At 73.5% G+C, this 23815-nt stretch carries 20 protein-coding genes; 6 read left to right on the top strand and 14 right to left on the bottom strand.

Going from position 1 to position 23815, the window contains the following annotated elements:
* Window positions 1–174 precede the first annotated feature (174 nt).
* Complete coding sequence (locus tag ACWPWW_RS13110; protein ID WP_454050810.1) at window positions 175–3255, bottom strand: glycoside hydrolase family 13 protein; 3081 nt, start codon at window positions 3253–3255, stop codon at window positions 175–177.
* Window positions 3256–3560: 305 nt separating this feature from the next.
* Between ACWPWW_RS13110 and ACWPWW_RS13105 the strand changes: the two genes are divergently transcribed.
* The gene (locus ACWPWW_RS13105; RefSeq protein WP_454050809.1) at window positions 3561–4598 is read left to right on the top strand and encodes a LacI family DNA-binding transcriptional regulator; all 1038 of its coding nucleotides are present in this window, start codon (window positions 3561–3563) and stop codon (window positions 4596–4598) included.
* 14 nt (window positions 4599–4612) lie between these two features.
* Here ACWPWW_RS13105 and ACWPWW_RS13100 read toward each other — a convergent pair whose 3' ends face one another.
* Genes ACWPWW_RS13100 through arfA form a run of 4 tightly spaced genes read right to left on the bottom strand, consistent with a single transcriptional unit; the run spans window position 4613 to window position 9070 of the window.
* Window positions 4613–5599, bottom strand: coding sequence for a glycoside hydrolase family 88 protein (locus ACWPWW_RS13100; protein ID WP_454050808.1), 987 nt, complete (start codon window positions 5597–5599; stop codon window positions 4613–4615).
* 43 nt (window positions 5600–5642) lie between these two features.
* Window positions 5643–6434, bottom strand: a complete 792-nt coding sequence (locus tag ACWPWW_RS13095) for a phosphatase PAP2 family protein (RefSeq protein WP_454050807.1) — start codon at window positions 6432–6434, stop codon at window positions 5643–5645.
* 43 nt (window positions 6435–6477) lie between these two features.
* Window positions 6478–7569, bottom strand: coding sequence for an arabinan endo-1,5-alpha-L-arabinosidase (locus ACWPWW_RS13090; RefSeq protein WP_454050806.1), 1092 nt, complete (start codon window positions 7567–7569; stop codon window positions 6478–6480).
* Window positions 7562–9070: an arabinosylfuranosidase ArfA gene (arfA, locus tag ACWPWW_RS13085; protein ID WP_454050805.1), complete on the bottom strand. Its 1509-nt coding sequence runs from the start codon at window positions 9068–9070 to the stop codon at window positions 7562–7564. Before arfA ends, ACWPWW_RS13090 begins: the two co-directional genes overlap by 8 nt.
* 293 nt (window positions 9071–9363) lie before the next feature.
* On the opposite strand from arfA, the gene ACWPWW_RS13080 reads away from it, so the two are divergent.
* The 5 genes from ACWPWW_RS13080 (at window position 9364) to ACWPWW_RS13060 (ending at window position 14726) form a co-directional block, all read left to right on the top strand.
* Window positions 9364–10710: an ABC transporter substrate-binding protein gene (locus ACWPWW_RS13080; RefSeq protein WP_454050804.1), complete on the top strand. Its 1347-nt coding sequence runs from the start codon at window positions 9364–9366 to the stop codon at window positions 10708–10710.
* A gap of 84 nt (window positions 10711–10794) precedes the next feature.
* The gene (locus ACWPWW_RS13075) at window positions 10795–11802 is read left to right on the top strand and encodes a carbohydrate ABC transporter permease (RefSeq protein WP_454050803.1); all 1008 of its coding nucleotides are present in this window, start codon (window positions 10795–10797) and stop codon (window positions 11800–11802) included.
* A gap of 16 nt (window positions 11803–11818) precedes the next feature.
* The gene (locus tag ACWPWW_RS13070) at window positions 11819–12679 is read left to right on the top strand and encodes a carbohydrate ABC transporter permease (protein ID WP_454050802.1); all 861 of its coding nucleotides are present in this window, start codon (window positions 11819–11821) and stop codon (window positions 12677–12679) included.
* Entirely contained in the window at window positions 12676–14049 is a 1374-nt protein-coding gene (locus ACWPWW_RS13065) for an arabinan endo-1,5-alpha-L-arabinosidase (protein WP_454050801.1), read from the top strand. Before ACWPWW_RS13070 ends, ACWPWW_RS13065 begins: the two co-directional genes overlap by 4 nt.
* Window positions 14046–14726 (top strand): DUF624 domain-containing protein, encoded by a 681-nt coding sequence (locus tag ACWPWW_RS13060; protein ID WP_454050800.1) that lies wholly within the window; start codon window positions 14046–14048, stop codon window positions 14724–14726. Before ACWPWW_RS13065 ends, ACWPWW_RS13060 begins: the two co-directional genes overlap by 4 nt.
* Window positions 14727–14729: 3 nt before the next feature.
* On the opposite strand, the gene ACWPWW_RS13055 is transcribed toward ACWPWW_RS13060, so the two are convergent.
* The 9 genes from ACWPWW_RS13055 to ACWPWW_RS13015 form a co-directional block, all read right to left on the bottom strand.
* On the bottom strand, window positions 14730–15440 hold the full coding sequence (locus ACWPWW_RS13055; RefSeq protein WP_454050799.1) for an NADPH-dependent F420 reductase: 711 nt from the start codon (window positions 15438–15440) through the stop codon (window positions 14730–14732).
* Window positions 15437–16483, bottom strand: a complete 1047-nt coding sequence (locus tag ACWPWW_RS13050; RefSeq protein WP_454050798.1) for an LLM class flavin-dependent oxidoreductase — start codon at window positions 16481–16483, stop codon at window positions 15437–15439. Before ACWPWW_RS13050 ends, ACWPWW_RS13055 begins: the two co-directional genes overlap by 4 nt.
* A gap of 80 nt (window positions 16484–16563) precedes the next feature.
* Complete coding sequence (locus ACWPWW_RS13045) at window positions 16564–17607, bottom strand: LacI family DNA-binding transcriptional regulator (protein ID WP_454051815.1); 1044 nt, start codon at window positions 17605–17607, stop codon at window positions 16564–16566.
* A gap of 149 nt (window positions 17608–17756) precedes the next feature.
* Window positions 17757–18683, bottom strand: coding sequence for a carbohydrate ABC transporter permease (locus ACWPWW_RS13040; protein ID WP_454050797.1), 927 nt, complete (start codon window positions 18681–18683; stop codon window positions 17757–17759).
* The gene (locus tag ACWPWW_RS13035; RefSeq protein ID WP_454050796.1) at window positions 18673–19644 is read right to left on the bottom strand and encodes a carbohydrate ABC transporter permease; all 972 of its coding nucleotides are present in this window, start codon (window positions 19642–19644) and stop codon (window positions 18673–18675) included. The genes ACWPWW_RS13040 and ACWPWW_RS13035 overlap by 11 nt, the downstream gene beginning before the upstream one ends.
* 16 nt (window positions 19645–19660) lie before the next feature.
* Entirely contained in the window at window positions 19661–20938 is a 1278-nt protein-coding gene (locus tag ACWPWW_RS13030; protein WP_454050795.1) for an extracellular solute-binding protein, read from the bottom strand.
* Between the two features lie 798 nt (window positions 20939–21736).
* Complete coding sequence (locus ACWPWW_RS13025) at window positions 21737–21835, bottom strand: 30S ribosomal protein bS22 (RefSeq protein WP_003792170.1); 99 nt, start codon at window positions 21833–21835, stop codon at window positions 21737–21739.
* 215 nt (window positions 21836–22050) lie between these two features.
* The gene (locus tag ACWPWW_RS13020) at window positions 22051–22296 is read right to left on the bottom strand and encodes a helix-turn-helix domain-containing protein (RefSeq protein ID WP_454050794.1); all 246 of its coding nucleotides are present in this window, start codon (window positions 22294–22296) and stop codon (window positions 22051–22053) included.
* 210 nt (window positions 22297–22506) lie between these two features.
* Complete coding sequence (locus ACWPWW_RS13015) at window positions 22507–23688, bottom strand: acetoin utilization protein AcuC (protein ID WP_454050793.1); 1182 nt, start codon at window positions 23686–23688, stop codon at window positions 22507–22509.
* Between the last annotated feature and the right edge of the window lie 127 nt (window positions 23689–23815).

Below are 23815 nucleotides of genomic sequence, written 5' to 3'. Positions count from 1 at the left end.
GTCGGTCGGTCGGTCGGTCGGTCGGTCGGTCGGTCGGTCGGTCGGTCGGTCGGTCGGTGACGATCGCGCGGTCGGCGTCCGAAGGTGCGCAGCGCGGCGGGCCGGCACGACGAAGCGCCGCGGACCGGTCCCGGCCCGCGGCGCTCCGCCCTCCCCCACGTCCCGACGGGTGGGTCAGGACCAGCTCGCCGCCAGCGCGGTCGCCTGCGCCCCGAGCCGGGCCGCCGCCTCCGGCGTGACCCGGCTGTGCCGCCCCGGCGGGTCCTCGAGCCGGTCGACGAACCGCTCGAGCTGCCGCACGGCGGCCGCGTCCTTGCCGTGCACGTGCAGCCGCTCGGCGAGCAGCAGGTGCGTGCTGAGCAGCAGCGACACCGGCCCGGTGACCTCGCGCGCCCGCTGCGCCTCGCGGAGCGCCGCCTGCAGGTCCTCGATGGTGGGCGCGGCCGCCGCCTCGGAGATCAGCACGTTGCCGTCGAGCGCCGGCACCGTGAGGGTGAGCCGCCCGTCGGCCGGTGTCGCGTCGGCCTGGGTCAGCGCGTCGGTGAACACCCGGCCCGCTCCCCCGTCCGGCAGGTCGACCGTGACCTCGTGCGCCTCGGTGTCGTTGTTGTACGCGGTGACGGCCTGGACGCCGTCCTGCTCGCGGAGCAGGACCACCACGTGCTCGTCGACGTGCAGCGGCGCGCCGATCGAGCCGTTGCGCAGCACGTCGTGCTCGTTGCGCAGCGCGATCAGCTCCTGGAACTCCGCCAGCAGCGCGGTGTCGGGGTCGCCGCCCCGGTCCTCCCACGGGTAGGTGGCCCGGTTGAACGGGTCCTCTCCGCCGGTGACGCCGACCTCGTCGCCGTAGAACACGCTCGGTGCGCCGGGGAAGGTCATCTGGAACAGCACCGCGAGCCGCAGCCGCTGCTTGGCCTCCGCCTCCTGCTCGGGCGTGGCGGAGTCGCCGGTGTAGCCGAACTGGTGCAGGGCGCGCGCCGCGTCGTGCGTGGAGAGCAGGTTCATCAGCGCGTAGAACGCCTGCGGCGGGTACGCCTCCCGCATGAGCTCGATGTTCTCGTAGGCCTGGCCGGCGTCGCGGCCGTCGGCGTAGTCGAGCACCGCGTTGCGGAAGATGTAGTTCATCGTCGTGTCGAAGGTGTCGCCCAGGAAGTACTTCGAGGAGTCGAACCAGGTCTCGGCGATGGTGAGCGCCTCGGGGTCGGTGGCCTTCACCGAGGTGCGCCACTCGCGCCAGAACGGGTCGCTGACCCACGGCGCGACGTCCATCCGCCACCCGTCGACGCCACGCGCCTGCCACGTGCCCATCACGGAGTCCGGCCCGCGGAACGCGAAGTCCTTCCAGCTCTCGGACTCGGTGAGCTCCGGCAGGGTCGTCACGCCGGTCCAGCCGTCGTACTGCCGGTCGGGCTCGGTCTGCTCGGGGTGGAAGGTGTAGAAGTCGGCGTACGGCGAGGCCGGGTTGATCGTCCCGCCCTCGAAGGCGCCGTCCTCGGGGAAGTTGCTGTAGCGGTCGAAGTACGCCGAGTCGCTGCCGGTGTGGTTCAGCGAGGTGTCCAGCACCACGCGCATCCCGCGGGCCTCGGCCTCGGCCGTCAGCCGGGACACGTCCTCGTCGGTGCCGAAGTTGTCGTCCACGTGCAGGTAGTCGGCGGTGTCGTACTTGTGGTTGCTGGCGGCCTCGAAGATCGGGTTGATGTAGAGGGTGTTCACCCCGAGCTCGTCCAGGTAGTCGAGCTTCTCGATGATCCCGGGCAGGTCGCCACCGAAGAAGTCGTTGTTGTACTGGTCGTCGTCGGTGGTCGACCCGTCGGCGTCGCCGGGCACGAACGGTCGGTCGAGCCAGTTCTCGTGGAACTCGATCGGCTCGTCGAGGTAGGTGTCCTCGGCGGGGTCCGGGTCGTTGCCGGCGTCCCCGTTCCGGAACCGCTCCGGGAAGACGTAGTAGTAGACCGCGTCCGACGCCCAGTCCGGGACGGTGAAGTCCGGGCTGTACGAGGTGTGCCGGTAGCGCTGCACGTCTGCGCGGTCCTCGGGCGCGAACGCGATCTCGCCGACGCCGCCGGAGCCGCGCTCCAGGGTCCAGTAGATGGTCGCGTCGTTGTTCTGGTACACGTACGTCTCGCCACCGACGACGACCTCGAAGTAGTACCCGTAGACGCTCACGGCGTCGAAGGTGTGGCTCCCGGTCCACCGGTCCAGGTCGGTGCCGGGCTCCCGGGTCAGGGGCACCCGGACGGGGTCCAGGTACTCGAGCACCTCCTGGTTGCCCTCGAGCCGGCGCTTCTCCACGACCAGCGTCGCGGACTCCACGCCGGCGGGCGCCTGCAGCGCGAAGTCCACGGTGGTCCCGGCGGGCTGGGCGCCGTACGGCGCGCGGTCGGACTCGGCGCGCGAGTCGAACCGCACCTGCCGGGCGACGGGGTCGGTGACCGGGGTCGGGATCCCCGGGTTCACGAACGTCTCGTCGGTGATGGTCAGCGTCGGGGCGCTGCCGTCCTCGGCGACGTCCAGGCGCAGGGTGTGCCGGCCGGTGAAGTCGAACCGGACCGGCTCGACCGTGGCGGCGTCGCCCTGGGCGACCAGCGGGAACGGCTCGTCGGGCTGGGCCTGGGCGTGCTCGGCGTCCGGGGCGCCGAAGGTGGTCGCACCGCCGCCGACCGGGTCGGTGACGACGAACTCGTGCGCGCCCTGCAGGTCCACGTTGAGGAAGTAGGCGTCGCAGCCGCGCACGAAGTAGTCCGCGGTGCCGGGCTCGCCGTCGTTCATGGTCCCGGACAGCGCGAGCAGGGCGTCGCCGAGCGGGGGCGCGGGGCACGAGGTGATGGTCAGCGTCGGCTGCGTGACCGACGCGGAGACGTCCAGCACCACCCGCTGCGTGCCGGCGAACGCGTAGGTCAGGTTCGGGCCGTGCAGCGCGAGCGTGGTCGGCTCGCCCGGGGTGAGCTCGCCGCCGCCGAAGTCGGCGTCGGCCGACCAGTCAGCGTCCGCGATCTTGAACGAGCTGGTGCCGTCCAGGTCGAGGAGCGCCTCGAACCGGTTGCAGCTGTAGACCAGCTCGTACTCGGGCAGCGCGTTCCAGCTGCTGAACCCGCCGCGCAGGTACAGCGGGCGGTCGCCGAACGGGTTCTCGACGCAGTCGCCCTCGGCGGCCGCGGCAGGCGCGGACCGCGTGACGGCGCCGCTCACGACGCTCAGGACGAGCGCGAAGGCGGCGGCGAGGGCCGCCACTCTGGCGCGGGAGGACCTTCTCATCTCTCAGCCTCCTTGCTGGACGATGACCGGGTGCCGACGTCGTCGGCAGGTGTCGGGCTCGGCCACGGGGGGTGGCCGTGGACCGCAGGAGCGCCGCTGCTGGACGCGACGGGGCGACCCCGGGGCGACGGCGCACCGAGGTCCGTAAGCGCTTACTCACCATGCGGTTCCTGTGACCCGGCTGTCAAGCATCTCCATGACGTCGACCGCGGATCCTGGCGCGAGTCCGACCATCTCCGGGATGAGTGGCCCGGTCACGGGACCGGAAGCGCTTACGGACGACGGCACGCAGGTACGCTCGCGGCGTGACCTCCGGCCGCGCCGCCCTCAACATGGCGGACCTCGCGCAGCGGGCGGGCGTGTCGATCGCGACCGTGTCCCGGGCGTTGAACGACACCCCGGGCGTCTCGGCCGCGACGCGGGCTCGGGTGCGCGCGCTCGCCGACGAGCTCGGGTACGCGGTCTCCCCCGACGCCGCACGGCTCGCCCGCGGGTCGAACGGGCGCGTCGCGGTCGTGACCCCGAACGTCGCGCACTGGTTCTACGCGTCGATGCTGGACGGCATCGTCACGGCGCTGCACGACACCGAGCTCGACGTGCTGCTCTACGAGGTCCAGGAGGAGCCGCAGCGTCAGCGGTTCTTCGCGGAGCTGCCCGCGCGCCGGCAGGTGGACGCCCTGATCCTCATCGCGCTGCCGATCAGCGACGAGGAGCGGCGGCGCCTGGACCTGATGGGCGTCACGGTGGTCATGGCGGGCGGCACGCTCGGGGACCACCCGCACGTCCGGATCGACGACGTGGCGGCCGGCCGGCAGGCCGCGGGGCACCTGCTCCTCGCGGGCCACGAGCGCATCGCGATGATCAACTCGACCGGTGACTGGGCGCTGGAGTACGCCGCGCCGAGCGCGCGGCTGCGCGGGTTCACCGAGGCGCTCGAGGGCGCCGGGGTGGCGGTCCGCCCGGAGCTCGTCGTGCACGAGCGGTGGGGTGCCGACGGCGGCGCGCGGGGCATCAGCCGGCTGCTCGGGCTGCCGCAGCCGCCCACCGCGGTCGTGGCGTTCTCCGACGAGGTCGCCTACGGGGCGCTGCGCACCCTGCGCCGCGCCGGGATCGACGTGCCGCGGACGGTCTCGCTGGTCGGGATCGACGACCAGGCGGTGTCGGACATGTTCGACCTGACCACCGTGCACCAGCCCGTTACCGAGCAGGGACGCACGGCCGCCCGGCTCGTGCGCGAGGCGCTGGACGGCTCGGGCGACGGCCGCACGCACATCACGCTCCCGACGCACCTCGTGGTGCGCGGCACCAGCGGCCCGGCGGAGAGCGCGCGCCGCGGGTCGTGACCCCGGGGGGGCGCTCAGCCCGCCGGCACCCGCCGGGCTGCCGCGGTCGCCAGCAGGTGGAACGCCTGCGCCTCCGCGGAGCGACCGGGGCGGTCGAACCCCGGCGCGCCGCAGACCTCCTCGACGACGCCCGACGGGCTCACGTGCGCCCGCGCCACGGCGAGCAGGTCGCGGCCGACCTCGGCGTACTGCGGGGGCAGCCACCCCTCGGCCACGCCGGTCAGGGCGGTGTACGCGAGCATCTGCCCGGCGTTGACCTCGGGGAACGTCGTCGGGTCGTCCAGGACGTCGTGGAACAGCCCGTCGGCGCGCCGGTGGACCAGGCAGGCGTCGACGAGCTCGCGCGCGGCCGCCGCGGCGCGACCGGCGAACCCCCGGTCCGCGACGCCGTGCACCGCCATCAGGTGCAGCGCCCGGGCGAGCGCCGCGGCGACCCACCCGTTGCCCGTGCCCCACCGGACACCGTGCGACAGCGCGCCCGCGTCCTCGTCCCAGATGTGCGCGTACAGCCCGGTGCCCGGGTCCCGCAGCCGGCGCGCGTGCCCGTCCAGCTGCCGCTCGGCCTCGTCGACGCGCCCCGCCAGCACGAGCAGCGGCACCGTCATGTAGACGGTGTCCACCCACACCGTGCGCTCGCCGACCAGGTGGAACACCGTGCCGTCGTCGGCGCGCGGCGCGCCCTCGGTGATCCAGCGCACCAGCCGGTCGAACGCCCGCGCCAGCTCCGCGTCCGCGAGCCGGGTCGCCGCCTCGTGGACGGCCTCGCCGACGGCGCCGGTGTTGACGGCGCTGGGGTGGCCCTCGACCTCGGCGAGGCGGCCCTCCGGCGTGGCGTGCAGCACCGCGTCCCGGGCGACGACCTCGGCCAGGTCCAGGAGCCCGAGGTCGAGGAAGGCCTGCCCCGCGACCCCCTGCTCCCAGGACCGGCGCTGCATCGCGAGCAGCGCCCCGAGCACGCGCTGCTCCGCGCGCGCCGCGGGCGCTCCGGTGAGATCCGTCATGGCTGCTCCCTCCGTCAGGTGCTCGGGCTGCTCGGCGGACCCGTCAGCCCGCGGGCGTGGCGCCGGCGTCGTCGCCCCCGGCGCCGGCCGTCATCCGCGCGGCCCGCACCGCGCGGCGCCGGTCCACGACCACCACGACCCCCAGCACGGCCACCGCGAGCGCGAACCCGGCGGTGACGTCCGTGAGGAAGTGGTAGCCCAGGTACAGGCGGCTGCCGGCGACCAGCGCGATCCCGACGCCGACGCCGACCGCCCACAGCACGAGCGAGCGCACGTGCGGGCTGCGGATCCAGATCAGGTACCCCGCCGTCAGCAGGAACGTCGCGGTGCCCACGGTGTGGCCCGACGGGAACGAGTACGTCGACTCCGACCCCGGCACGGTCATGGTGTCCAGCGGCGGCCGGGGGCGGGCCACGGCGGACTTGATCGCCACGGAGACCAGCGTGGAGAGCAGCATCGCCCCGGCGAGCAGCGCCGGCTGCCACCACGAGCGCGAGACCAGCCCCCACACCAGGCACGCGAGGACGACGACCACGGGCAGCACGCTCGGCCCGGTGACCGCCGAGACGGCAGACAGGAACGTCGTCATCGCGGGCCCGCGCGCGGCGACCAGCCAGTCCAGCACCGGCAGGTCGGCCTCGGCCAGGTCGTCGCCCTCGGCCACCGCGTCGTGCACGACGAGGAAGGTCACGGTGCCGAGCACGACGAGCAGGATCCCGAGGACGACCGCAGCGCGCGAGGTCGGGTCCCGCACCTCGTGCCGCCGGCCCCACACGGCACGCAGCGACCGCGTGGCGGTGGGGACGACCTGCCGGAACCAGGGATCGGGGGGCACCGGCCGATCCTCGCAGGAGCGGCGGGACGACGCCCGGCGACGGTCAGCCGTCCTGCTCCTCCCGCGTCGTGAGCACCGGCCAGCCGTCGGCGTCCCACGCGAGCTCGCGCAGCGCGAGGGTGGGCGTGCCGCCGGTCGCGGCGTCGTAGAAGTGGAACGCCAGCACCCCGCCCGACACGCTCTGGCCACCGGGGCCGACCATCTCCCCGGTGGTCCGGAGCAGCACGTCCCCGCCGTCGACGAGCAGGTCCGTGCCGTCGCGGGTCACGTACGGCCCGGTGACGTCGCGGGAGCGGCCGACGGCGATCCTGTAGGTCGAGTCGGTGCCCTGGCAGCAGGCGTCCTGCGAGACGAGCAGGTAGTACCAGCCGTCGTGCGGGACGACGGAGGGGGCCTCGATCGCGTGCGGGCTGCCGAGCCGGCTGGCCACACCCACGGGCGCAGCACCGGCGACGGGCAGGCCGTCGGGCCAGGCGAGCTCGACCACCTGGATGCCCGACCAGTACGACCCGAAGGTCATCCAGGGGGTGCCGTCGGCGTCCTCGACGATGCCGGGGTCGATGGCGTTGTAGTCGTCGGCGGGCTCGGACCGCCACACCTCGCCGCGGTCGGTCCACGCGTAGTCCGGGTCGTCCGGGTCGAGGGTCGGGCTGGTCCGCAGGCCGATCACGGACCGGTTGGAGCCGAAGGTCGACGCCGCGTAGTAGAGGTACCAGGTGCCGTCGTGCTGGTAGAGCTCCGGCGCCCAGTAGTTCACGACCCCGGGCACGGCCTCCTGCGCCCAGCGGGGCGAGTCGGACGGGCCCCACGCGGTGCCGAGGTACTCCCAGGTGGCGCCGCGGTCGGTGGAGCGGCGGACCTGGACGGCGCCGGCGTTCTCCCGCTCGTCGCCGGTGGAGTAGACGTACCAGGGGTCGTCGCCGTCCCCGACGACGAGCGCGGGGTCGTGCACGGTGACGTCCCCGGCCACCGGCAGCGCGGTGGCCGCGGGGACGTCACCGGCACGCGCCCGCACCGCGATCGCGGCGCCCCCTGCGGCCACGAGCGCGGCCGCCACCGCCGCCGCGACCAGGGCGGCACGGCGACGGGCGGGAGCGGGACCGCGGCGGCGGGCGGGAGCGGCGGCGTCAGGCACCGAGCCGGACCACGTTCCACGACACGGGCGGGACCCGCACGGTGAGCCGGCCGCCGTCGATCGCGGCGGTGTCGTTGGCCCGGGGCAGGACCGCGGTGTCGTCGTCCGCCGTGGCCGACCAGGTGTGGTCGGGGTTCGACAGGCTCGTCGCCTCGAGGACGCGCAGACCCGGGATGGAGCGGGTGTCGACCTCGAGCGTGACGGTCTCGGTGGTCGACCGGTTCACGGCGAACAGCGCGACGGCCCCGGTCTCGGGGTCGCGGGTGGCGACGGCGTCGACGATCGCGGCGTCGCCGAACTTCGCGGTCTCGTAGGTCGGGGCCTCGACGGCGACCTGGAGCACCTCGCCGCTGGCGTACCGCGACGCCTGCGCGAACGGGTGGAACGTGGTCTGCCGCCAGATGCGGCCGCCGGGCTCGGTCATGATCGGCGCGATCACGTTGACCAGCTGGGCCAGCGAGGCGGAGTGCACGCGGTCGGTGTGGCGCAGCAGCGAGATGAGCATGCTGCCGACGACGACGGCGTCCGCGACGTTGTACCTGTCCTCCAGCAGGACCGGCGCGACGGGCCAGTCGTCGCCCGACGGCGGGACCGACTCGGCGCGCTTCTGGTACCAGACGTTCCACTCGTCGAACGAGACGTGGATCCGCTTGGCGACCTTCTTGTGGGCGCGGACGCCGTCGGCGACGGCGGTGACGGAGTCGATGAAGTGGTCCATGTCGACGGCGGACGCGAGGAACGAGCCGAGGTCGCCGTCCTCCTCCGCGTAGTAGGCGTGCGCCGAGATCATGTCGACGTGCTCGTAGGTCTCGGAGAGCACGGTCTGCTCCCACTGGCCGAACGTCGGGATCGGGACGCCGGAGGACCCGCAGGCCACGAGCTCGAGGTCGGGCTGGATCATCCGCATGGCGCGGGCGGTCTCGGCGGCGAGCCGGCCGTACTCGTGGGCGGTCTTGTGGCCGATCTGCCAGGGGCCGTCCATCTCGTTGCCGAGGCACCACATGCGGATGCCGTACGGGTCGGCGGCGCCGTTGGCGCGGCGCAGGTCGGACAGCGCGGTGCCGCCGCGGACGTTGCAGTACTCGAGCAGGTCGAGCGCCTCCTGGACGCCGCGGGTGCCGAGGTTCACGGCCATCATCGGCTCGGTCCCCGACGCCCGGGTCCAGCGCATGAACTCGTCGACGCCGACCAGGTTGGGCTCGGTCGAGTGCCAGGCGAGGTCGAGGCGGCGCGGGCGCTGGTCGCGGGGGCCGATGCCGTCCTCCCAGCGGTAGCCGGAGACGAAGTTGCCGCCGGGGTAGCGGACCGTGGAGACGCCGAGCTCCCGGGTCAGCTCGATGACGTCGCCGCGGAAGCCGTCGGCGTCGGCGGACGGGTGCTCGGGGTCGTGGATGCCGGTGTAGACGCAGCGGCCGAGGTGCTCGACGAACGCCCCGAAGGTGCGACGGCGGACCGGTCCGACGCGGAACGCCGGGTCGATGGTCAGGGTGACGGTGGACATGCGGCGCAGCTCCCTCGCTGGTTCTACATCGTTGTAGGCGCATCGTGCCCAACCGGGCGCCGACGCGTCAACCACCGTACGGGACGCCCCGCGGACCGCTCGACGACCCGCTCCGCAGGCCGTGACCAAACCGTTGCTTGACCAGTCGCAATCGGGCGTGCCAGTCTCTGCAACGTTGTAGTGCAACGATGTAGAGCACGAGGTCAGCGCCGACCCAGCACCCCGGACCGCCAGCGACGGCGGGTCCGCAGGCGCCCGCGACCTCACCGATCCGATGTGGAGGCAATGGCGCAATGACCACGAAGACTCTCCGGGCAGCGGCCCTCGCGCTCGCCGGCGCGCTCGCCCTGACGGCGTGCGGCTCCGGCGGCGGCGGCGAGGACAGCGGCAGCGACACCCTGACGTTCATGTTCCGCGGCGGCGCGGACGAGAAGGCCGCGTACCAGGCGGCCATCGACAAGTTCACCGAGGACACGGGCGTGGAGGTCGAGATGACCGTCACGGACGCCGACCAGTACGCCACCAAGCTCCAGGCCGCGGTGTCGGGCAACAAGGTCCCGGACGTCTTCTACATCGAGCAGGCCAACCTGCAGTCGTACGTCGCGTCGGGCGTCCTGATGGACATCACCCAGCAGGTCGAGGACGCCGGGGTGGACCTGGACAACATCTGGCCGTACGGCGTCGACTCCTACCGGTTCGACGGCACGCTCCAGGGCACCCCGGACGGCGCCCTCTACGGGCTGCCGAAGGACGTCGGCCCGTTCGCGTTCGGCTACAACAAGACGATGCTCGAGGCCGCGGGCATCCCGCTGCCCGACCCCGACGTGCCGCTCACGCTGGACGAGTTCCGCGCCGTGACGAAGCAGCTGACCCAGGACACCGACGGCGACGGCGCGCTCGACCAGTGGGGCACCGGACTGAACGTCCAGTGGAACCTGCAGTCGCTGGTGTGGAGCAACGGCGGCGACTGGACCAACGAGGACCGCACCGAGGTCACCGTGGACACCCCCGAGTTCGCCGAGGCGCTGCAGTACTTCGCCGACCTGACGAACGTCGACGGCGTCACCCCGAACGCCTCCGAGGCCGCCACGCTCGACACCTACCAGCGCTGGATGGCCGGCGACATCGGCTTCTTCCCGGTCGGCCCGTGGGACGTCAGCGTCTACAACGAGCTCGACTTCGACTACGACCTGATCCCCTGGCCTGCCGGCAGCACCGGCGAGTCGGCCACCTGGGTCGGCAGCCTCGGCATCGGGGTCTCGAGCACGACGTCGGACCCGGAGGCCGCGGTCCAGCTGGCCACGTACCTGTCGACCGACGCGGACGCGCAGCAGACGCTGGTCGACGCGAACATCCAGGTGCCGAACCTCGTCGACATGGCCGAGGAGTGGGCGGCCGCGCCGGACGCCGAGCCGGCCAACCGCCAGGAATTCCTGGACATCGTGCAGGACTACGGCCGCGCGATGCCGGCGTCGTTCACCTACGGCGCCCAGTGGTACGACGAGCTCTGGGTGAACATCCAGCCGGTGCTCGACGGCGAGCAGACCGCCGCCGACTACCTGGCCGAGGTGCAGCCGAAGATGCAGGCGCTCCTCGACGAGTCCAACACCAACGCCGAGATGGCGGGCGGCGGGGCCTGACCCTCGACCCCCCGCCCCGCTGCGCCGGGTCGCCGACCCACGGCGGCCCGGCGCGGCGGGGGCCCGTCGCGAAGGAGCACCGGCATGTCCCACACCGCCTCGACGACCGCGCCGACGGCCGTCCCCGCCGCCGCGACCGCGCTGCCCCCGGGCGGCCGCGGCAGCGGCACCGACCAGGAGCGCGCCGACCAGCAGCACGCCCGGCTCGCGATGAAGCGCCTGCACCGCACCGAGCACCGCTGGGCCGCGGTGTTCATCGCCGCCCCGGTGCTCGGGTTCCTGGTCTTCACCCTCTACCCGCTGGGCTACGCGCTGTACGCCTCGCTGACGCAGTGGAACGGGCTGACCGCGCCGCGGTTCACCGGCCTGGACAACTACGTGCGGCTGCTGGCCGACCCGTACTTCCGCCAGACGCTGGGGAACACCGCGTTCTACCTGATCGGCATCCCGATCGGCCTGGTGCTCGCGCTGCTGCTGGCCATCGCCCTGAACCGGAAGATCCCCGGCCAGACGGCGTTCCGCACCATCTACTACGTGCCGGTCATCTCGTCGCTGGCCGCGATCGCCATCGTCTGGCAGTTCGCCTACAACGGCGACTTCGGCCTCGTGAACCAGGTGCTCGCGTGGTTCGGGATCGACGGCCCGGACTGGCTGCAGAACACCGCGACCGTGAAGCCGGCGATCATCCTCATGGCGGTCTGGAAGGGCCTCGGGTACTCGATGCTGCTGTACCTGGCCGCGATCCAGTCGGTGCCGCGGTCGCTGTACGAGGCCGCGTCGCTCGACGGCGCCAACGGGTACCACCGGTTCCGGTTCATCACGCTGCCGATGGTGCGGCCCGTGACGTTCTTCCTCGTCGTCACGAACGTCATCGCGGGGTCGCAGATCTTCACCGAGATCAACATCATGACGCCGACCGGCGGACCGGAGTTCAGCTCCGCCTCGATCGTCTACTACATCGTCCGGCAGGCGTTCAAGTACCAGCAGATGGGCTACGCGACGGCGATGTCCGTGGTGCTCGGGCTGATCGTCTTCGTCATCACCCTCGTCCAGTTCCGCCTCAACCGGCGCAACTCGTTCAGCATCGACTGAAGGGGCTCCAGCAACCATGAGTCGCACGACGCCGATGAGCGCCACCTCGCAGAACCGCCTCGTGAACACGATCCTGTTCGTCGTCCTCGCGCTGGGCGCGGTGGTGATGATCGCCCCGCTGCTCTGGATGGTCACCACCGCGCTGAAGACCAAGGCCGACGTGTTCGCGCTGCCGCCCGTCTGGATCCCGGACCCCCCGCAGTGGGAGACGTTCACGCGGATGTGGTCGGAGGCGCCGATCCTCTCGGGCTTCCGGAACAGCATCGTCGTGGCGGGCACCGTGACCGTCGTGGGGTCGGTGACCTCGTCGCTGGCCGCGTTCGCGCTGGCGAAGATGCGCCTCCCGCACAAGAACGCCATCTTCATCGCCCTGCTGACCGGGCTGATGATCCCCTACCCGACGCTGATGATCCCGCAGTTCGTGATGTTCTCGAAGATCGGCTGGGTCGACACGCTGCTGCCGCTGATCGTCCCGCTGCTGTTCGGCAACATCATCATGATCTTCTTCCTGCGGCAGTACCTGTCCAGCGTCCCGGACTCCATGGTCGAGGCCGCGAAGATCGACGGGGCGTCCTACCTGCAGATCTTCCGGCGGATGGTGTTCCCGCTGATCCGGCCGGCCGTCGCCGCGCAGTTCATCCTCTGGTTCATGACCATCTGGAACGACTACCTGGCGCCGATCCTGTACCTGAACACCGAGTCCAAGCAGACGCTGCAGGTGGTCATCGCCAACCTCAACGTCGAGTACGCCACCCAGCGTGACTACCCGCTGATCATGGCGGCGTCGTTCGTGGCGCTGCTGCCGATCCTCGTGGTGTTCCTGCTGTTCCAGCGGCAGATCATCGAGTCGGTCGCGCTGACGGGGGCGAAGGGATGACGGCGACCTGGGGCGCCCGGCACGCCCACGACCCCACCGCGGTGCGGGACGACGACGGCGCGTACTGGCTGTTCTCCACCGACGCGTACGCCGACGGCCCGCTGCCCCGCGCCGGGGTGCAGGTGCGCCGGTCCCGGGACCTCGTCGACTGGGACTTCCACGGCTGGGCGCTGGACGGCGTGCCGGCGGACGCGGCGGCCTGGTCCGGGGCGGACGGCCTGTGGGCGCCCGACGTGGTGCGGGTCCCGGCGGCCGTCGACGTGCCGGCGGACGCGCGCTGGCGGATGTACTACTCCGCGTCGACGTTCGGCTCGCGCACCTCGGCGATCGGCCTGGCGACGGCCCCGCACCCGGCCGGCCCGTGGCGCGACCGCGGGCTCGTGGTGACCAGCCGGCACGAGGTGGACGGCCCGAACGCCATCGACGCGAACGCCGTCGTCGACGCCGCGGGCCGGCACTGGATGGTCTACGGGTCGTTCTTCGGCGGCATCCACGCCCTCGAGCTCGAGCCCGCGACCGGGTTCGTGCGCGGCTCGGGCGACCGCCCGACGGCCGGGCCGGGCGCGCTGCTCGCGCGGCGCCCGCGGTCGGTCGACGGCGCGGTCGAGGGCGCGTTCGTGCTGGACCGACCCGGCGGCGGGTACGTCCTGCTGACGTCCTACGGCTCGCTCTTCGACACGTACCACCTGCGGGTGGCCGCGGGACCGGCGGTGACCGGGCCGTTCCGGGACGCCACCGGGCGCCTGGCGACCGACGAGTCCGGCGACCCGGACGCCGTCGGCACCACCGTGCTCGCCGGGCACCGGTTCACCGGCGGACCGGGCCGGCTCGCGCCCGGGCACGCGGCGGTGCTGACCGAGCCCGCCCCGGCGCACGAGGGCGGGGTGCGGCACCTGCTCGTGCACCACGTCCGGGACGCGGACGACCCGACCCAGCACGAGGTCCAGGTCCGTCGCCTGGTGTGGACCGCGGACGGCTGGCCGCTGGTGTCCCCGCAGCCGTGGGCGGGGGCGCGCGAGTCCGTCGACCCCGCCGGCTGGCCGGTGACGGCCGAACAGCTCGCGGGCGAGTGGGAGGTGGTCGTGCTCGCGCGCGGCGCCGCTCTCACGCCGTCCGTCCGGCGCACCGTCGCCGCCGCCGAGCTGGCCGGTGCGGCCGCGCACGGCGGCGGACGGTTCACGTGGAACCGGCCGGACGGCGGGGTGGTGCAGGCCGTGGCCTTCCCCTCCTGGGACGCGGTGCGGGACCGGCCGGCCCTGTCGTGCGCGGTGCTGGACGGCACGACCGGCGTCGTGACGGTGGGCACCCGCGTCGACGTCCGGGTCGACGTCCGCGCCGTCGTCCCCGAGCAGGCCGGGGCCGGGCGGTGAGCGCGACCACCGCCTGCGTCCCCGTGCACGACGGCGGCGAGGACGTCCCGGGCTGGGCCGGCGCGGTGATGCGCTGGCTCCGGGTCTCCGCGGAGCTGGTCGCGGTCAACCTGCTCGCGCTGCTCGGCACGCTGCTCGGGCTGGTGCTGCTCGGCGCGCTGCCGGCGCTCGCCGCCGCGGGCTCCGTCCTGGCCGCGAGGGCCGCGGGCGACCCGCCCGAGTCGGTGTGGCGGGCGTTCTGGTCCGCCTACCGGGCGGGTTTCCGGCGGCTGAACCGGCTCGGCGCGCCGCTGCTGGTGGCCGTCGTGCTGCTGGTCGCGGACGCGCTCGCGCTCCCCGGGCTCGCCGCGGCGACCGGCTCGACCGGACCGGCCGCCGTGGCCGGCGCCGCGCTGCTGCTGCTCGGCGCGGCGGTGCTGGTGCTCGGGGCGTGGTTCTTCCCCGTCGTGCGCCGGTACGACGAGCCGTTCGGCCGGACGTGGCGGTTCCTCGTCCTCGCGCCGCTGACGTCGCCGGGCACGACGCTCGCCGTGCTGGTGACGCTCGGCGCGCTCGGCCTGGTGGGCTGGCACGTGACCGTGCTGGTGCCCCTGGCCGGGGTCGCCGGCGCGCTGCTGCTCACCGGCGTAGTCGTCGACCGGCGGCTGGACCGGATCGACGCGACGGTCGGGGGCTGACGCTCAGCCGGCCCGGACCCCCGCCGCCGCGCGTGCCGTCGCGACCACCTGGCCCCGGCTCGACCCCGGGAACCGGTCGACCATCGCCCGCAGCTCGGCCGCGGCGACGTTCGCGCCGAACGCCTCGGCGTGGGGCTGCAGGCTGACGCTCGCCTCGAGCGACCCGGCGTCGACGGCATCGAACCCGAGCGCGTCCACCAGCGCCGCGACCTGCGCGACGGCGTCCGCGTCGTCCCCCGCCACCGCGACGGCACGCCGGTCCGGGTGGCCGGCGGGGCGCGGGCCCTCGTCGAGGTCGTGGTAGCCCATGTGGTTGAACGCCTTGACCACCCGGGCCCCGGGCAGCGCGGCCGCGACGAGCACGCTGGTCGCCACCGCCGGGTCGGCGAGGTCGGGGCGCTCGCCGTCGGCCTCCCACCAGTAGTTCATCGCGTCGACGACGACCTTCCCCGCGAGCGCCGCAGCCGGGACGTCGGGCAGCCGGCCGAGCGGGATCGCGAGCACCACCAGGTCGGCACGCGCCGCGACGTCGGCCGCGGTGGTCGCGGTCGCCCCGGGCACCAGCACCTCGACGATCATCCGGATCCGCTCCGGGTCGCCCGAGCCGGCGACCAGCACGTCGTACCCCGACGCGACGGCGAGCCGGGCCAGCACCGTGCCCAGCTTGCCCGCGCCGAGGACGCCGACGGTCCGCACCGTCCCGGCCGCGCTCACGCCACGGCCCCGGCGTCGTCGGCCAGCAGGTCGCGCACCATCGGCGCCACCCGGGTGCCGAACAGCTCCACGGCGCGCAGCCGGGCGCTGCTGCGGTGCGGGCCCGAGCTGTAGATGAGGTCGAACCGGCTGACGTCCAGCGCGCGCACCGAGGCGGCGATCTTCCGGGCGACCGTCTCCGGCGACCCGATGTAGAGCGAGCCGTCCTCGATCTCGTGGTCGTACTCCGCGCGGCGCAGCGGGGGCCAGCCGCGGAGCGCGCCGATCGTGTCGCGCATCTGCTTGTAGGGGCCGAAGAACAGCTCCCGGGCCTGCTCGTCGGTGTCGGCGACGAATCCCGGCGAGTGCATGCCGACCCGGCCCGTCGGGGAGCCGAGCTGCTCGGTCGCGCGCCGGTACAGGTCGACGTACGGGCGGAACCGCTCGGGCTCGCCGCCGATGATCGCCAGCATCAGGGGCAGGCCGTAGCGCGCGGCCCGCACGACCGACTGCGGGGAGCCGCCGACGCCGACCCAGGTCTCGAGCCCGCCGGCGGTCTTCGGGTACACGTCGGCGGCGTCGAGCGCCGGGCGGGTCGTGCCGCTCCACGTCACCGGCCGCTCGGCGAGCAGCTGGTGGAACAGCTCGATCTTCTCCTCGAACAGCACGTCGTAGTCGGCCAGGTCGTAGCCGAACAGGGGGAACGACTCGGTGAACGACCCGCGGCCGAGGATCACCTGCGCGCGACCGCCGGACAGCGCGTCGACCGTGGCGAACCGCTGGAACACCCGCACCGGGTCGTCGGAGCTGAGCACGGTGACGCCGGACGCCAGGCGGATCCGCTCGGTCCGGGTCGCGATCCCGGCGAGCACGGTCTCCGGCGAGGAGATCGAGTACTCCGGCCGGTGGTGCTCCCCCAGCGCGATCACGTCGACGCCGGTCTGGTCGGCGAGCACCGCCTCCTCGACCACCTGGCGGATCGCGTCGGGGTGCGAGAGCGCACGGCCGGCGTCGTCGGTCGGCACGTCGCCGAAGGTGTCCAGGCCGAGCTGCAGGGCGGTCATGACGGGTCCTCCATGTCGTCGACGCACCGATCGTGCGTCACGTGTGGTTGAACCGTCAACCACCCCGCGCGATTCCCGCGTCAGGCGACGACGCTGCCCGCCCGCGCCGCCGGGGCCGCCGCCCGCGACGCGCCCGCGGTCGACTCCCGCACGACGACCTCGAAGTCCGTCACCACCTCGACGTGCTCGGCCGGGGCGGTGCCCGCGACGCGCGCCAGCAGCAGGTCCACGGCGGTGCGCGCGATGGTCTCCCGCCCGGGTGCGACCGACGACAGGGGCGGGGAGGCGTACGCGGCGTCCTCGATGTCGTCGAACCCGATCACCGCGACCTCGTCCGGCACCGCGACGCCGCGGTCGTGCAGCGCGTGCAGCGCACCGATGGCGAGCGCGTCGTTCAGCGCGAACACGGCGTCGAACGCGGTGCCGGCGTCGAGCATCCGCTCCATCGCCTCGGCGCCGGTCGCCCGGTGCCACAGCCCCGCCTCCCCCACCAGGGCCGGGTCGAGGGGCAGCCCGGCGTCCGCGAGCGCCTGCTCGTAGCCCCGCACCCGCAGGGCCGCGGAGCCGACGGTCTCGCCCTCGTGCGCGCCGATGACGGCGATCCGGCGCCGGCCCGAGTCGATCAGGTGCTGCGTGGCGGCGCGCGCCGCCTCCACGTTGCTCATGGTCACGTGGTCCGCGGGCCCGCCGAAGATGCGCTCGCCCAGCAGCACCATCGGGAAGTCGACGGCGAAGTGCTCGCGGTCCTCCGTGCCCAGCGCGAGCGGGGAGAAGATCAGCCCGTCGGTCAGGTGCCGCCGCTGCCCGGACAGCACCTCCAGCTCCCGCTCCCGCGAGGCGTTGGTCTGCTCGATCAGCACGATGACGCCGTGCCGCTCGGCCGCGCGGATCACGGAGTCCGCGAGCTCGGCGAAGTACGGCAGGCTCAGCTCGGGGACCGCCAGCCCGATCATCCCGGTGCGGCCCTGGCGCAGGTTCCGCGCCGAGATGTTCACCCGGTAGCCCAGCTGGGCGATGGCCGCCTCGACCCGCTCCTTGGTCTCCGGACGGATGTACGGGTACCCGTTGATGACGTTCGAGACCGTCTTGATGGAGACCCCCGCGATGGCCGCGACGTCGTGCATCGTCACGCCCGCCTGGCGCCGCTTCCCCGCCACCGCCGCCTCCTGTCCCCGCTGCTCGCCCGCGCTGCCCCTGTGATGGCCGACCGCGCCGCGACCCAGGGTAGGGCCGCGGCGCGGTCGGGTGGTGCCGTCCTGGTCGGGACGCGGGGTCAGCGCCCGCCGAGCCCGGTCGTGGCGACCGCCTTGACGATCTGCCGCTGGAACAGCATGAACAGCAGGATCAGCGGCAGGGCCGCGATGACCGCCGACGCCATGGTCTGCGCGTAGATGGTGCCGTAGGCGTTCTTCACCGTCGACAGCCCGACCGGCAGGGTCATGAGGTCCGGGTTGTTGGTGACGATGAACGGCCACAGGAAGTTGTTCCACGCGCCGATGAACACGAAGATCGCGACCGCCGACACGATGGGCCGGGAGATCGGCAGCACGATGGACCAGAAGGTCCGCCAGTGCCCCGCCCCGTCCACCCGTGCGGCGTCCTCGATCTCCTGCGGCACCTCCGCGAAGAACTTGCTGAAGATGTAGACCATCACCGGCGCCACCAGCTGGGGCAGGATCACGCCCTGGTAGGTGTCGACGAACCCGAGCGCCTCCATCTGCCGGAACAGCGGCACGATGAGGATCTGCCCGGGCACCGCGATCAGCGCGATGGTCGCCGCGAACATCACGTTCTTGCCCCGGAACCTCGTGCGGGCGAACCCGTACCCGGCCAGGGCGCAGACCGCCACGGTGAGGATCGTGACCGACGCGGCGATCAGCAGGGTGTTGGCCATCCAGCGCGGCACCTCGCCGCGCTCGAAGACCGAGCGGTAGTTCTCGAGCGTGAACCCGCCGTCCGGGAACCACTGCAGCGGCACCGACTGCGCCTGCGCCTCGGTCTTGAACGAGGTGTCGACGGCCCACAGCAGCGGCAGCAGCCACGACACGGCCATGACGACGAGCAGGACGATCGCGAGGACGGTCGCCACCTTGCTGCGGCCGAGCACGAGGAACCGGGTGCGGCGGTTCTCCTCGCGCCGCTCGGTGTAGGTGCGGCGGAACCCCCCGGTGGTGGGGGCCTCGACGGTGTCAACGGCCACGGCGCTGCTCCTTCCGGCGGGCGGTGGTCGCGACCTGGAACACCACGGCGACCACGATGATGAGCGCGAAGTAGATGTACGACATCGCCGAGGCGTAGCCCATGCGGTAGCCGGTGAACCCGGTGTCGTAGATGTACTGCAGGATCGGCCGGGTCACGCCGCCCGGGCCGCTGCCGCCGTTGAAGGCGATGAACATCTGGTCGAACACCTTCAGCGAGGCGAGCACCTGCAGCACGGTGACCAGCACCGTCGTCGCACGCACCTGCGGCAGCGTGATGGACCACAGCCGCCGGCCGGCACCGGCGCCGTCGAGCGCCGCGGCCTCGTACATCTGGTCCGGGATGGCCTGCAGCGCGGACAGGTACAGCAGGAAGTTGAACCCCACCGTCCACCACAGGGTCAGCAGGGCCATCGACCACATGGCCACGTTCTGGTCCGTCAGCCAGCCGACCTTGTCCAGGCCGAGGCGGTCGAGCCAGTAGTTGAAGAAGCCGATCTCCGGCTGGTAGAGCCAGACCCAGATCTGCACGACGACGGCGACGGGCAGCATGTACGGCGCGAAGAACGCCAGCCGCCAGACCCACTGGCCCGGCAGGCCCGTGTAGACCAGCAGGGCCATGACCAGGGCGACCACGACCAGCGGGATCGTGCTCATCAGGGTGAAGACGACGGTGTTGCCCAGGGTGGACCACATGGTGGCGTCGCCGAACGCCTCGGCGTAGTTGTCGAGGCCGACCCAGCCGCCGTTGCCCATCAGGGACTGCTCGGTGAAGCTCAGCCCGAGGCCCCAGAGCGTCGGCACGACCAGGAACAGCACGGCGACGACCAGGAACGGGATGATGAACGCCCAGCCGTTGCCCTCGCGGCTGCCGCGCCCGCGGCGGGTGCGGCCGGGGACGTCGGGGGTCCGCGGCGGGACCGAGGACGCCTGCGACTGGGACGGTGTGGTGACAGTGCTCATGGCTGCGATCCCTCCGTCACGCCGGCGGCTTGGTCTGGAGGGCGGCGTCGAGGCTGGCGATCAGCTTGTCGACGGCGTCCTCGGGGGAGGTCTTGTCCAGCCAGGCGCCCTGCAGCGCCTCGCCGACCCGGGCCTGGAAGTCCGACCCCGACCCGGTGAACCACGCCTGCGGGTCGAACACGGCCTGCTCGCTCGCCTCGGCGTAGTGCGACTGCGGGACCTTCTCCTGGTACTCCGCGGACTCGGTGACCTCGCGGTTGGCCGGGATGTGCCCGCCGTCGGACCACAGCAGCGACTTGTTCAGCATCGCCGCGACCGTGGCGTACGCGGCCTCGCGCTTCGCGGGGTCGACGTTCACCTGGTGCGGCAGCACGAACACGTGCGAGTCGCCGTACGTGGCCGGGGTGCCGAAGATGTTCGGCATCGGCATCGCGTCGACGTCCACCCCGGCCGTCAGGAACGACTGCAGCTCCCAGTTGCCGTTGAAGCACATGCCCACGCGGCCGGTGGAGAAGTTCGCCACCGCCGACGGGTAGTCGCTGTTCGCGATCGCGACCGTGTCGTCCAGCCACGACTGCACCCAGCTGACCGACTGCACCAGGGCGTCGCGGTCGACCTGCGCCGTCTCGCCCGGGTTCAGCACCACCTCGTTGCCGGTCTGCGCGTACAGGCCCCACAGCATGCGGGACATCTGCGCGCCGTCACCGGTGTACCCGTAGCCGACGCCCGCGTACCCCGTGACCTCCGCCATGGCCCGGCCGGCCTCGATGAAGCCGTCCGGGGAGTCGACCCCGACCAGCTTCCCGTCCGGACCCAGCAGGCCCGCCTGGTCGGCGAGCCCCTTGTCGAAGAACAGCAGGAACGCGTGGAAGTCGAGCGGCACCGCCCACAGCTCGCCGTCGATCGTCGCCCGCTCCCACAGCGCCGGCGGGAACATGTCCTCCGTGACCCCGTGCTCCGCGAGCAGGTCCAGGTCCCACGGGTCCAGGACCCCGCCCGGCACCCACCCGGCGACCCGGGTCAGGTGCATCACCGCGAGGTCCGGCGAGCGCCCGCCCACCGACGCCATCACGAGCTTCGTGTAGTACGGAGCGCCCCAGGTGAGCACCACGGGGTCGATGCCGACCGCCGGGTTCTCCTCCTGCACCTCCGTCATCATCTGCTGGAAGATGCCACCGTCACCGCCGGTGAACAGGTGCCAGAGCTGGATGCGGGTGCTCGCGGACGACGCCGCGGCATCGGTCGCGCACCCGCTCAACGCCCAGGCACCAGCCATCGCACCGGCCCCGGCCATCGCACCACGGAGCACGGACCTGCGGCTCAGCACCGCGTCGCCCGGACCCCCACGACCACCTGAGATCATCCTCGACCTCCCGCTCCTGCGGGTGCACGCACCCGGGTTTTCATCGTTGAAAAGCCGTTCGGCAGTGAATCAGCGTGCGGACATCTCCGTCAAGAGATGACAATCCGCCCACCCTCGGCGCGCCGCCCGCCGACACGCCGTGCGAGCGCTCCGATCCGCGCGATCACGCGCCCCGCGGCCACGGCTCGGACCGCCGAGCCCGCCGGTCCGGGACGCCGCCGTCCCGCAGACCGGACGCCCCCGCCGCCGCCGGGACGCCCGCGCGGGCCGCTGCGGGTGGCGAGGGGGGCGCGGGGGCGCCGGGGGGCGCGGAGCCGCCGCGGGGGGCGCGGCCCGGCGGGGGCGCCCTCTATGCCGGGGGCCGGGACGCCACCGAACCCGAGGTCGGGGGGCGGCGGAGGCGGCGTCGGGGCGCGCTCCTGCCGGTCGCGGCGCGGGGCCGGGCGGGCGCGGCCGGCTCGGGGGCGCGGCGGGCGCGGCGGGCTCAGCGGGCGCGGCGGGCGCGGCGGGCTCAGCGGGCGCGGCGGGGCGGGCGCCACCCGACGCCGAGGTCGTCACTTTCGCGCGAGGTCGTCACGTAGAAGTGACGACCTCGCGTAGAAGTGACGACCTCGGCGGGCGCGGGCGCGGGCGCGGGCGGCGCGGCGGCGCGGCGCGGCGGTGGGGACGGCGAAGGGCCCGGCACTCGGTGCCGGGCCCCTCGTCAGACGCCGCGCGGAGCGGCAGTCGTCACTTCTTGTTACGACGCTGGTGGCGCGTCTTGCGCAGCAGCTTGCGGTGCTTCTTCTTCGCCATGCGCTTGCGGCGCTTCTTGATGACGGAGCCCATGGGTCCTCACTCGCTTCCTGTTGGCGAGCGCGTGAGCGTCCGCCGGTTCGTGGTCGATCGACGCGCGGCACGACCAGGCCGGGGTGCCGGTCCGGTCATCCGGTCCAGCAGCCGCGGAACGCCCACGCACGGGAAAGTCCGCCCCTACCTTACGGGATGGACGCGGTCGTCCGCGACGCGCCGGTCCGCCCGTGCGCCGCGGGGCGTCCGGCGGGTCAGGACGAGAGCCGCCCGGCCCGCGGGCCCTCGTCGCCGTCGGCCCCGGTCTCGAGGTCCAGCCGCGCCGTGGACAGGTAGTGGTCGAGCGCGTCCTGGGGCACCCGGAACGACCTGCCGACGCGCACCGCCGGCATCTCGCCGGAGTGCAGGAGGCGGTACACGGTCATCTTCGAGACCCGCATGACCTCGGCTACCTCGGCCACGGTGAGGAACCGCACGCGCCCGGGCTGCTCGCTGGTCATGGCCGCTCTTCTCGTTCGTGCGCGCACGGACGGCGTGCGCGGGACTGGTGCGGGCACAGGTGCCGCGACGACACCTTAGAGCCTGCTGTGGCTGGTGTGAAAGGGGAGGCGCGTGGGACCACTCCGAGGGGTGCACCCACTCTCCCGCACGCACCTCGCGGGCGCCTCCGGTCGGCCCAGGACGGCGCGCGGGAACGGGGCCGCGGGCCGTCAGTCGTGCAGGGCGTCGAGGCCGAGCAGCGGGAACGCCGCGCCGCGGGTGGCGCGGATCGCGCGGTCGACGTCGTCCGCCGGGTCGAAGCCGTCGGCGAACGGCCGCCACACCAGGTCCGCGCCGTCGGACATGGTGCCGGGGCCGGCGCGGCCGTAGAGCTCGACCACCTGGGCGAGCCACTCCTCGGGCATCCGGGTGCCGGGGTCGAGGGGGTGGTGCACGGCGATCGCGAGCAGGTGGGTCCACGCACGCGGCACGACGTCGACCACGGCGTACCCGCCGCCGCCGAGCGCGAGCCAGCGGCCGCCGGCCACCTCGTGCGCGAGGTCGTGCAGCCAGGACGACGCGAGCCGCTCGGCGTCGACGGAGACGTCGAGGTTGGCGATGGGGTCCTCGACGTGCGCGTCGCAGCCGTGCTGGGTGACGAGCACCTCCGGGCCGAACGCGCGCAGCACGGGCGGGACGACGGCGTCGATGGCGCGCAGCCAGGCGGCGTCGCCGGTGTGCGACGGGAGCGCCAGGTTGACGGCGGTGCCGGGAGCGCCGGGACCGCCCGTCTCGTCGGGGAACCCGGTGCCGGGGAACAGGGTGGCGCCGCTCTCGTGCACGGACACGGTGAGCACGCGCGGGTCGTCCCAGAACGCCCGCTGCACGCCGTCGCCGTGGTGCGCGTCGATGTCGACGTACGCGACGCGCTCGGCGCCCGCGGCGAGCAGCGCCCGGATGGCGACGGCGGCGTCGTTGTACACGCAGAAGCCGGACGCGGCACCGGGCATGGCGTGGTGCATGCCGCCCGTGAGGTTCACGGCGTGCTCGACGCGGCCGTCCCAGACGGCGAGCGCGGCCTCCCGGCTGCCGGCGACGATGCGGGCGGCGGCCTCGTGCATGTGCGGGAAGACGGGGTCGTCCTCGGTGCCGATGCCGCGCGCGGGGTCGGCGGGGCCGCCGTCGGAGGCGCCCCGGACCGCCGCGACGTAGGCGGCGTCGTGCGCGGTCTCGATCTCGGCGTCGGTCGCGGGCTCGGCACCGACCACCTCGACGCCGGGCAGGTCGAGCAGCCCGAGCGACCGGGCCAGGCGGACCGTGAGGTCGAGCCGCAGCGGAGCCATGGGGTGACCGGGGCCGAAGTCGTACCCGAGCAGCTCGGGCGTCCACACCACGCGCACCCGGCCGGTCATGCCCACACCGTAGCCGCTCGGCGGCCGAGGTCCGGTCCCCGTGCCACAGTAGGTGCTCCCGCGCGCGAGCCGCGGGAGCACCTGCGGCGTCCGCCGCACGGTGCGCGAGGTCGAGCGGGGCGGGAGG

The sequence above is a fragment of the Cellulomonas sp. Marseille-Q8402 genome (assembly GCF_965119525.1).
This window is presented reverse-complemented; position numbering and strand designations above follow the sequence as displayed.

Coding starts and splice junctions, on each gene's coding strand:
- ACWPWW_RS13030 (WP_454050795.1), bottom strand. CDS start 20,938: ATGGCCGGGGCCGGTGCGATGGCTGGTGCCTGGGCGTTGAGCGGGTGC.
- ACWPWW_RS13035 (WP_454050796.1), bottom strand. CDS start 19,644: ATGAGCACTGTCACCACACCGTCCCAGTCGCAGGCGTCCTCGGTCCCG.
- ACWPWW_RS13045 (WP_454051815.1), bottom strand. CDS start 17,607: ATGCACGACGTCGCGGCCATCGCGGGGGTCTCCATCAAGACGGTCTCG.
- ACWPWW_RS13065 (WP_454050801.1), top strand. CDS start 12,676: ATGACGGCGACCTGGGGCGCCCGGCACGCCCACGACCCCACCGCGGTG.
- ACWPWW_RS13015 (WP_454050793.1), bottom strand. CDS start 23,688: ATGACCGGCCGGGTGCGCGTGGTGTGGACGCCCGAGCTGCTCGGGTAC.
- ACWPWW_RS13110 (WP_454050810.1), bottom strand. CDS start 3,255: ATGAGAAGGTCCTCCCGCGCCAGAGTGGCGGCCCTCGCCGCCGCCTTC.
- ACWPWW_RS13020 (WP_454050794.1), bottom strand. CDS start 22,296: ATGACCAGCGAGCAGCCCGGGCGCGTGCGGTTCCTCACCGTGGCCGAG.
- ACWPWW_RS13070 (WP_454050802.1), top strand. CDS start 11,819: ATGAGTCGCACGACGCCGATGAGCGCCACCTCGCAGAACCGCCTCGTG.
- ACWPWW_RS13080 (WP_454050804.1), top strand. CDS start 9,364: ATGACCACGAAGACTCTCCGGGCAGCGGCCCTCGCGCTCGCCGGCGCG.
- ACWPWW_RS13100 (WP_454050808.1), bottom strand. CDS start 5,599: ATGACGGATCTCACCGGAGCGCCCGCGGCGCGCGCGGAGCAGCGCGTG.
- ACWPWW_RS13050 (WP_454050798.1), bottom strand. CDS start 16,483: ATGACCGCCCTGCAGCTCGGCCTGGACACCTTCGGCGACGTGCCGACC.
- arfA (WP_454050805.1), bottom strand. CDS start 9,070: ATGTCCACCGTCACCCTGACCATCGACCCGGCGTTCCGCGTCGGACCG.
- ACWPWW_RS13075 (WP_454050803.1), top strand. CDS start 10,795: ATGTCCCACACCGCCTCGACGACCGCGCCGACGGCCGTCCCCGCCGCC.
- ACWPWW_RS13025 (WP_003792170.1), bottom strand. CDS start 21,835: ATGGGCTCCGTCATCAAGAAGCGCCGCAAGCGCATGGCGAAGAAGAAG.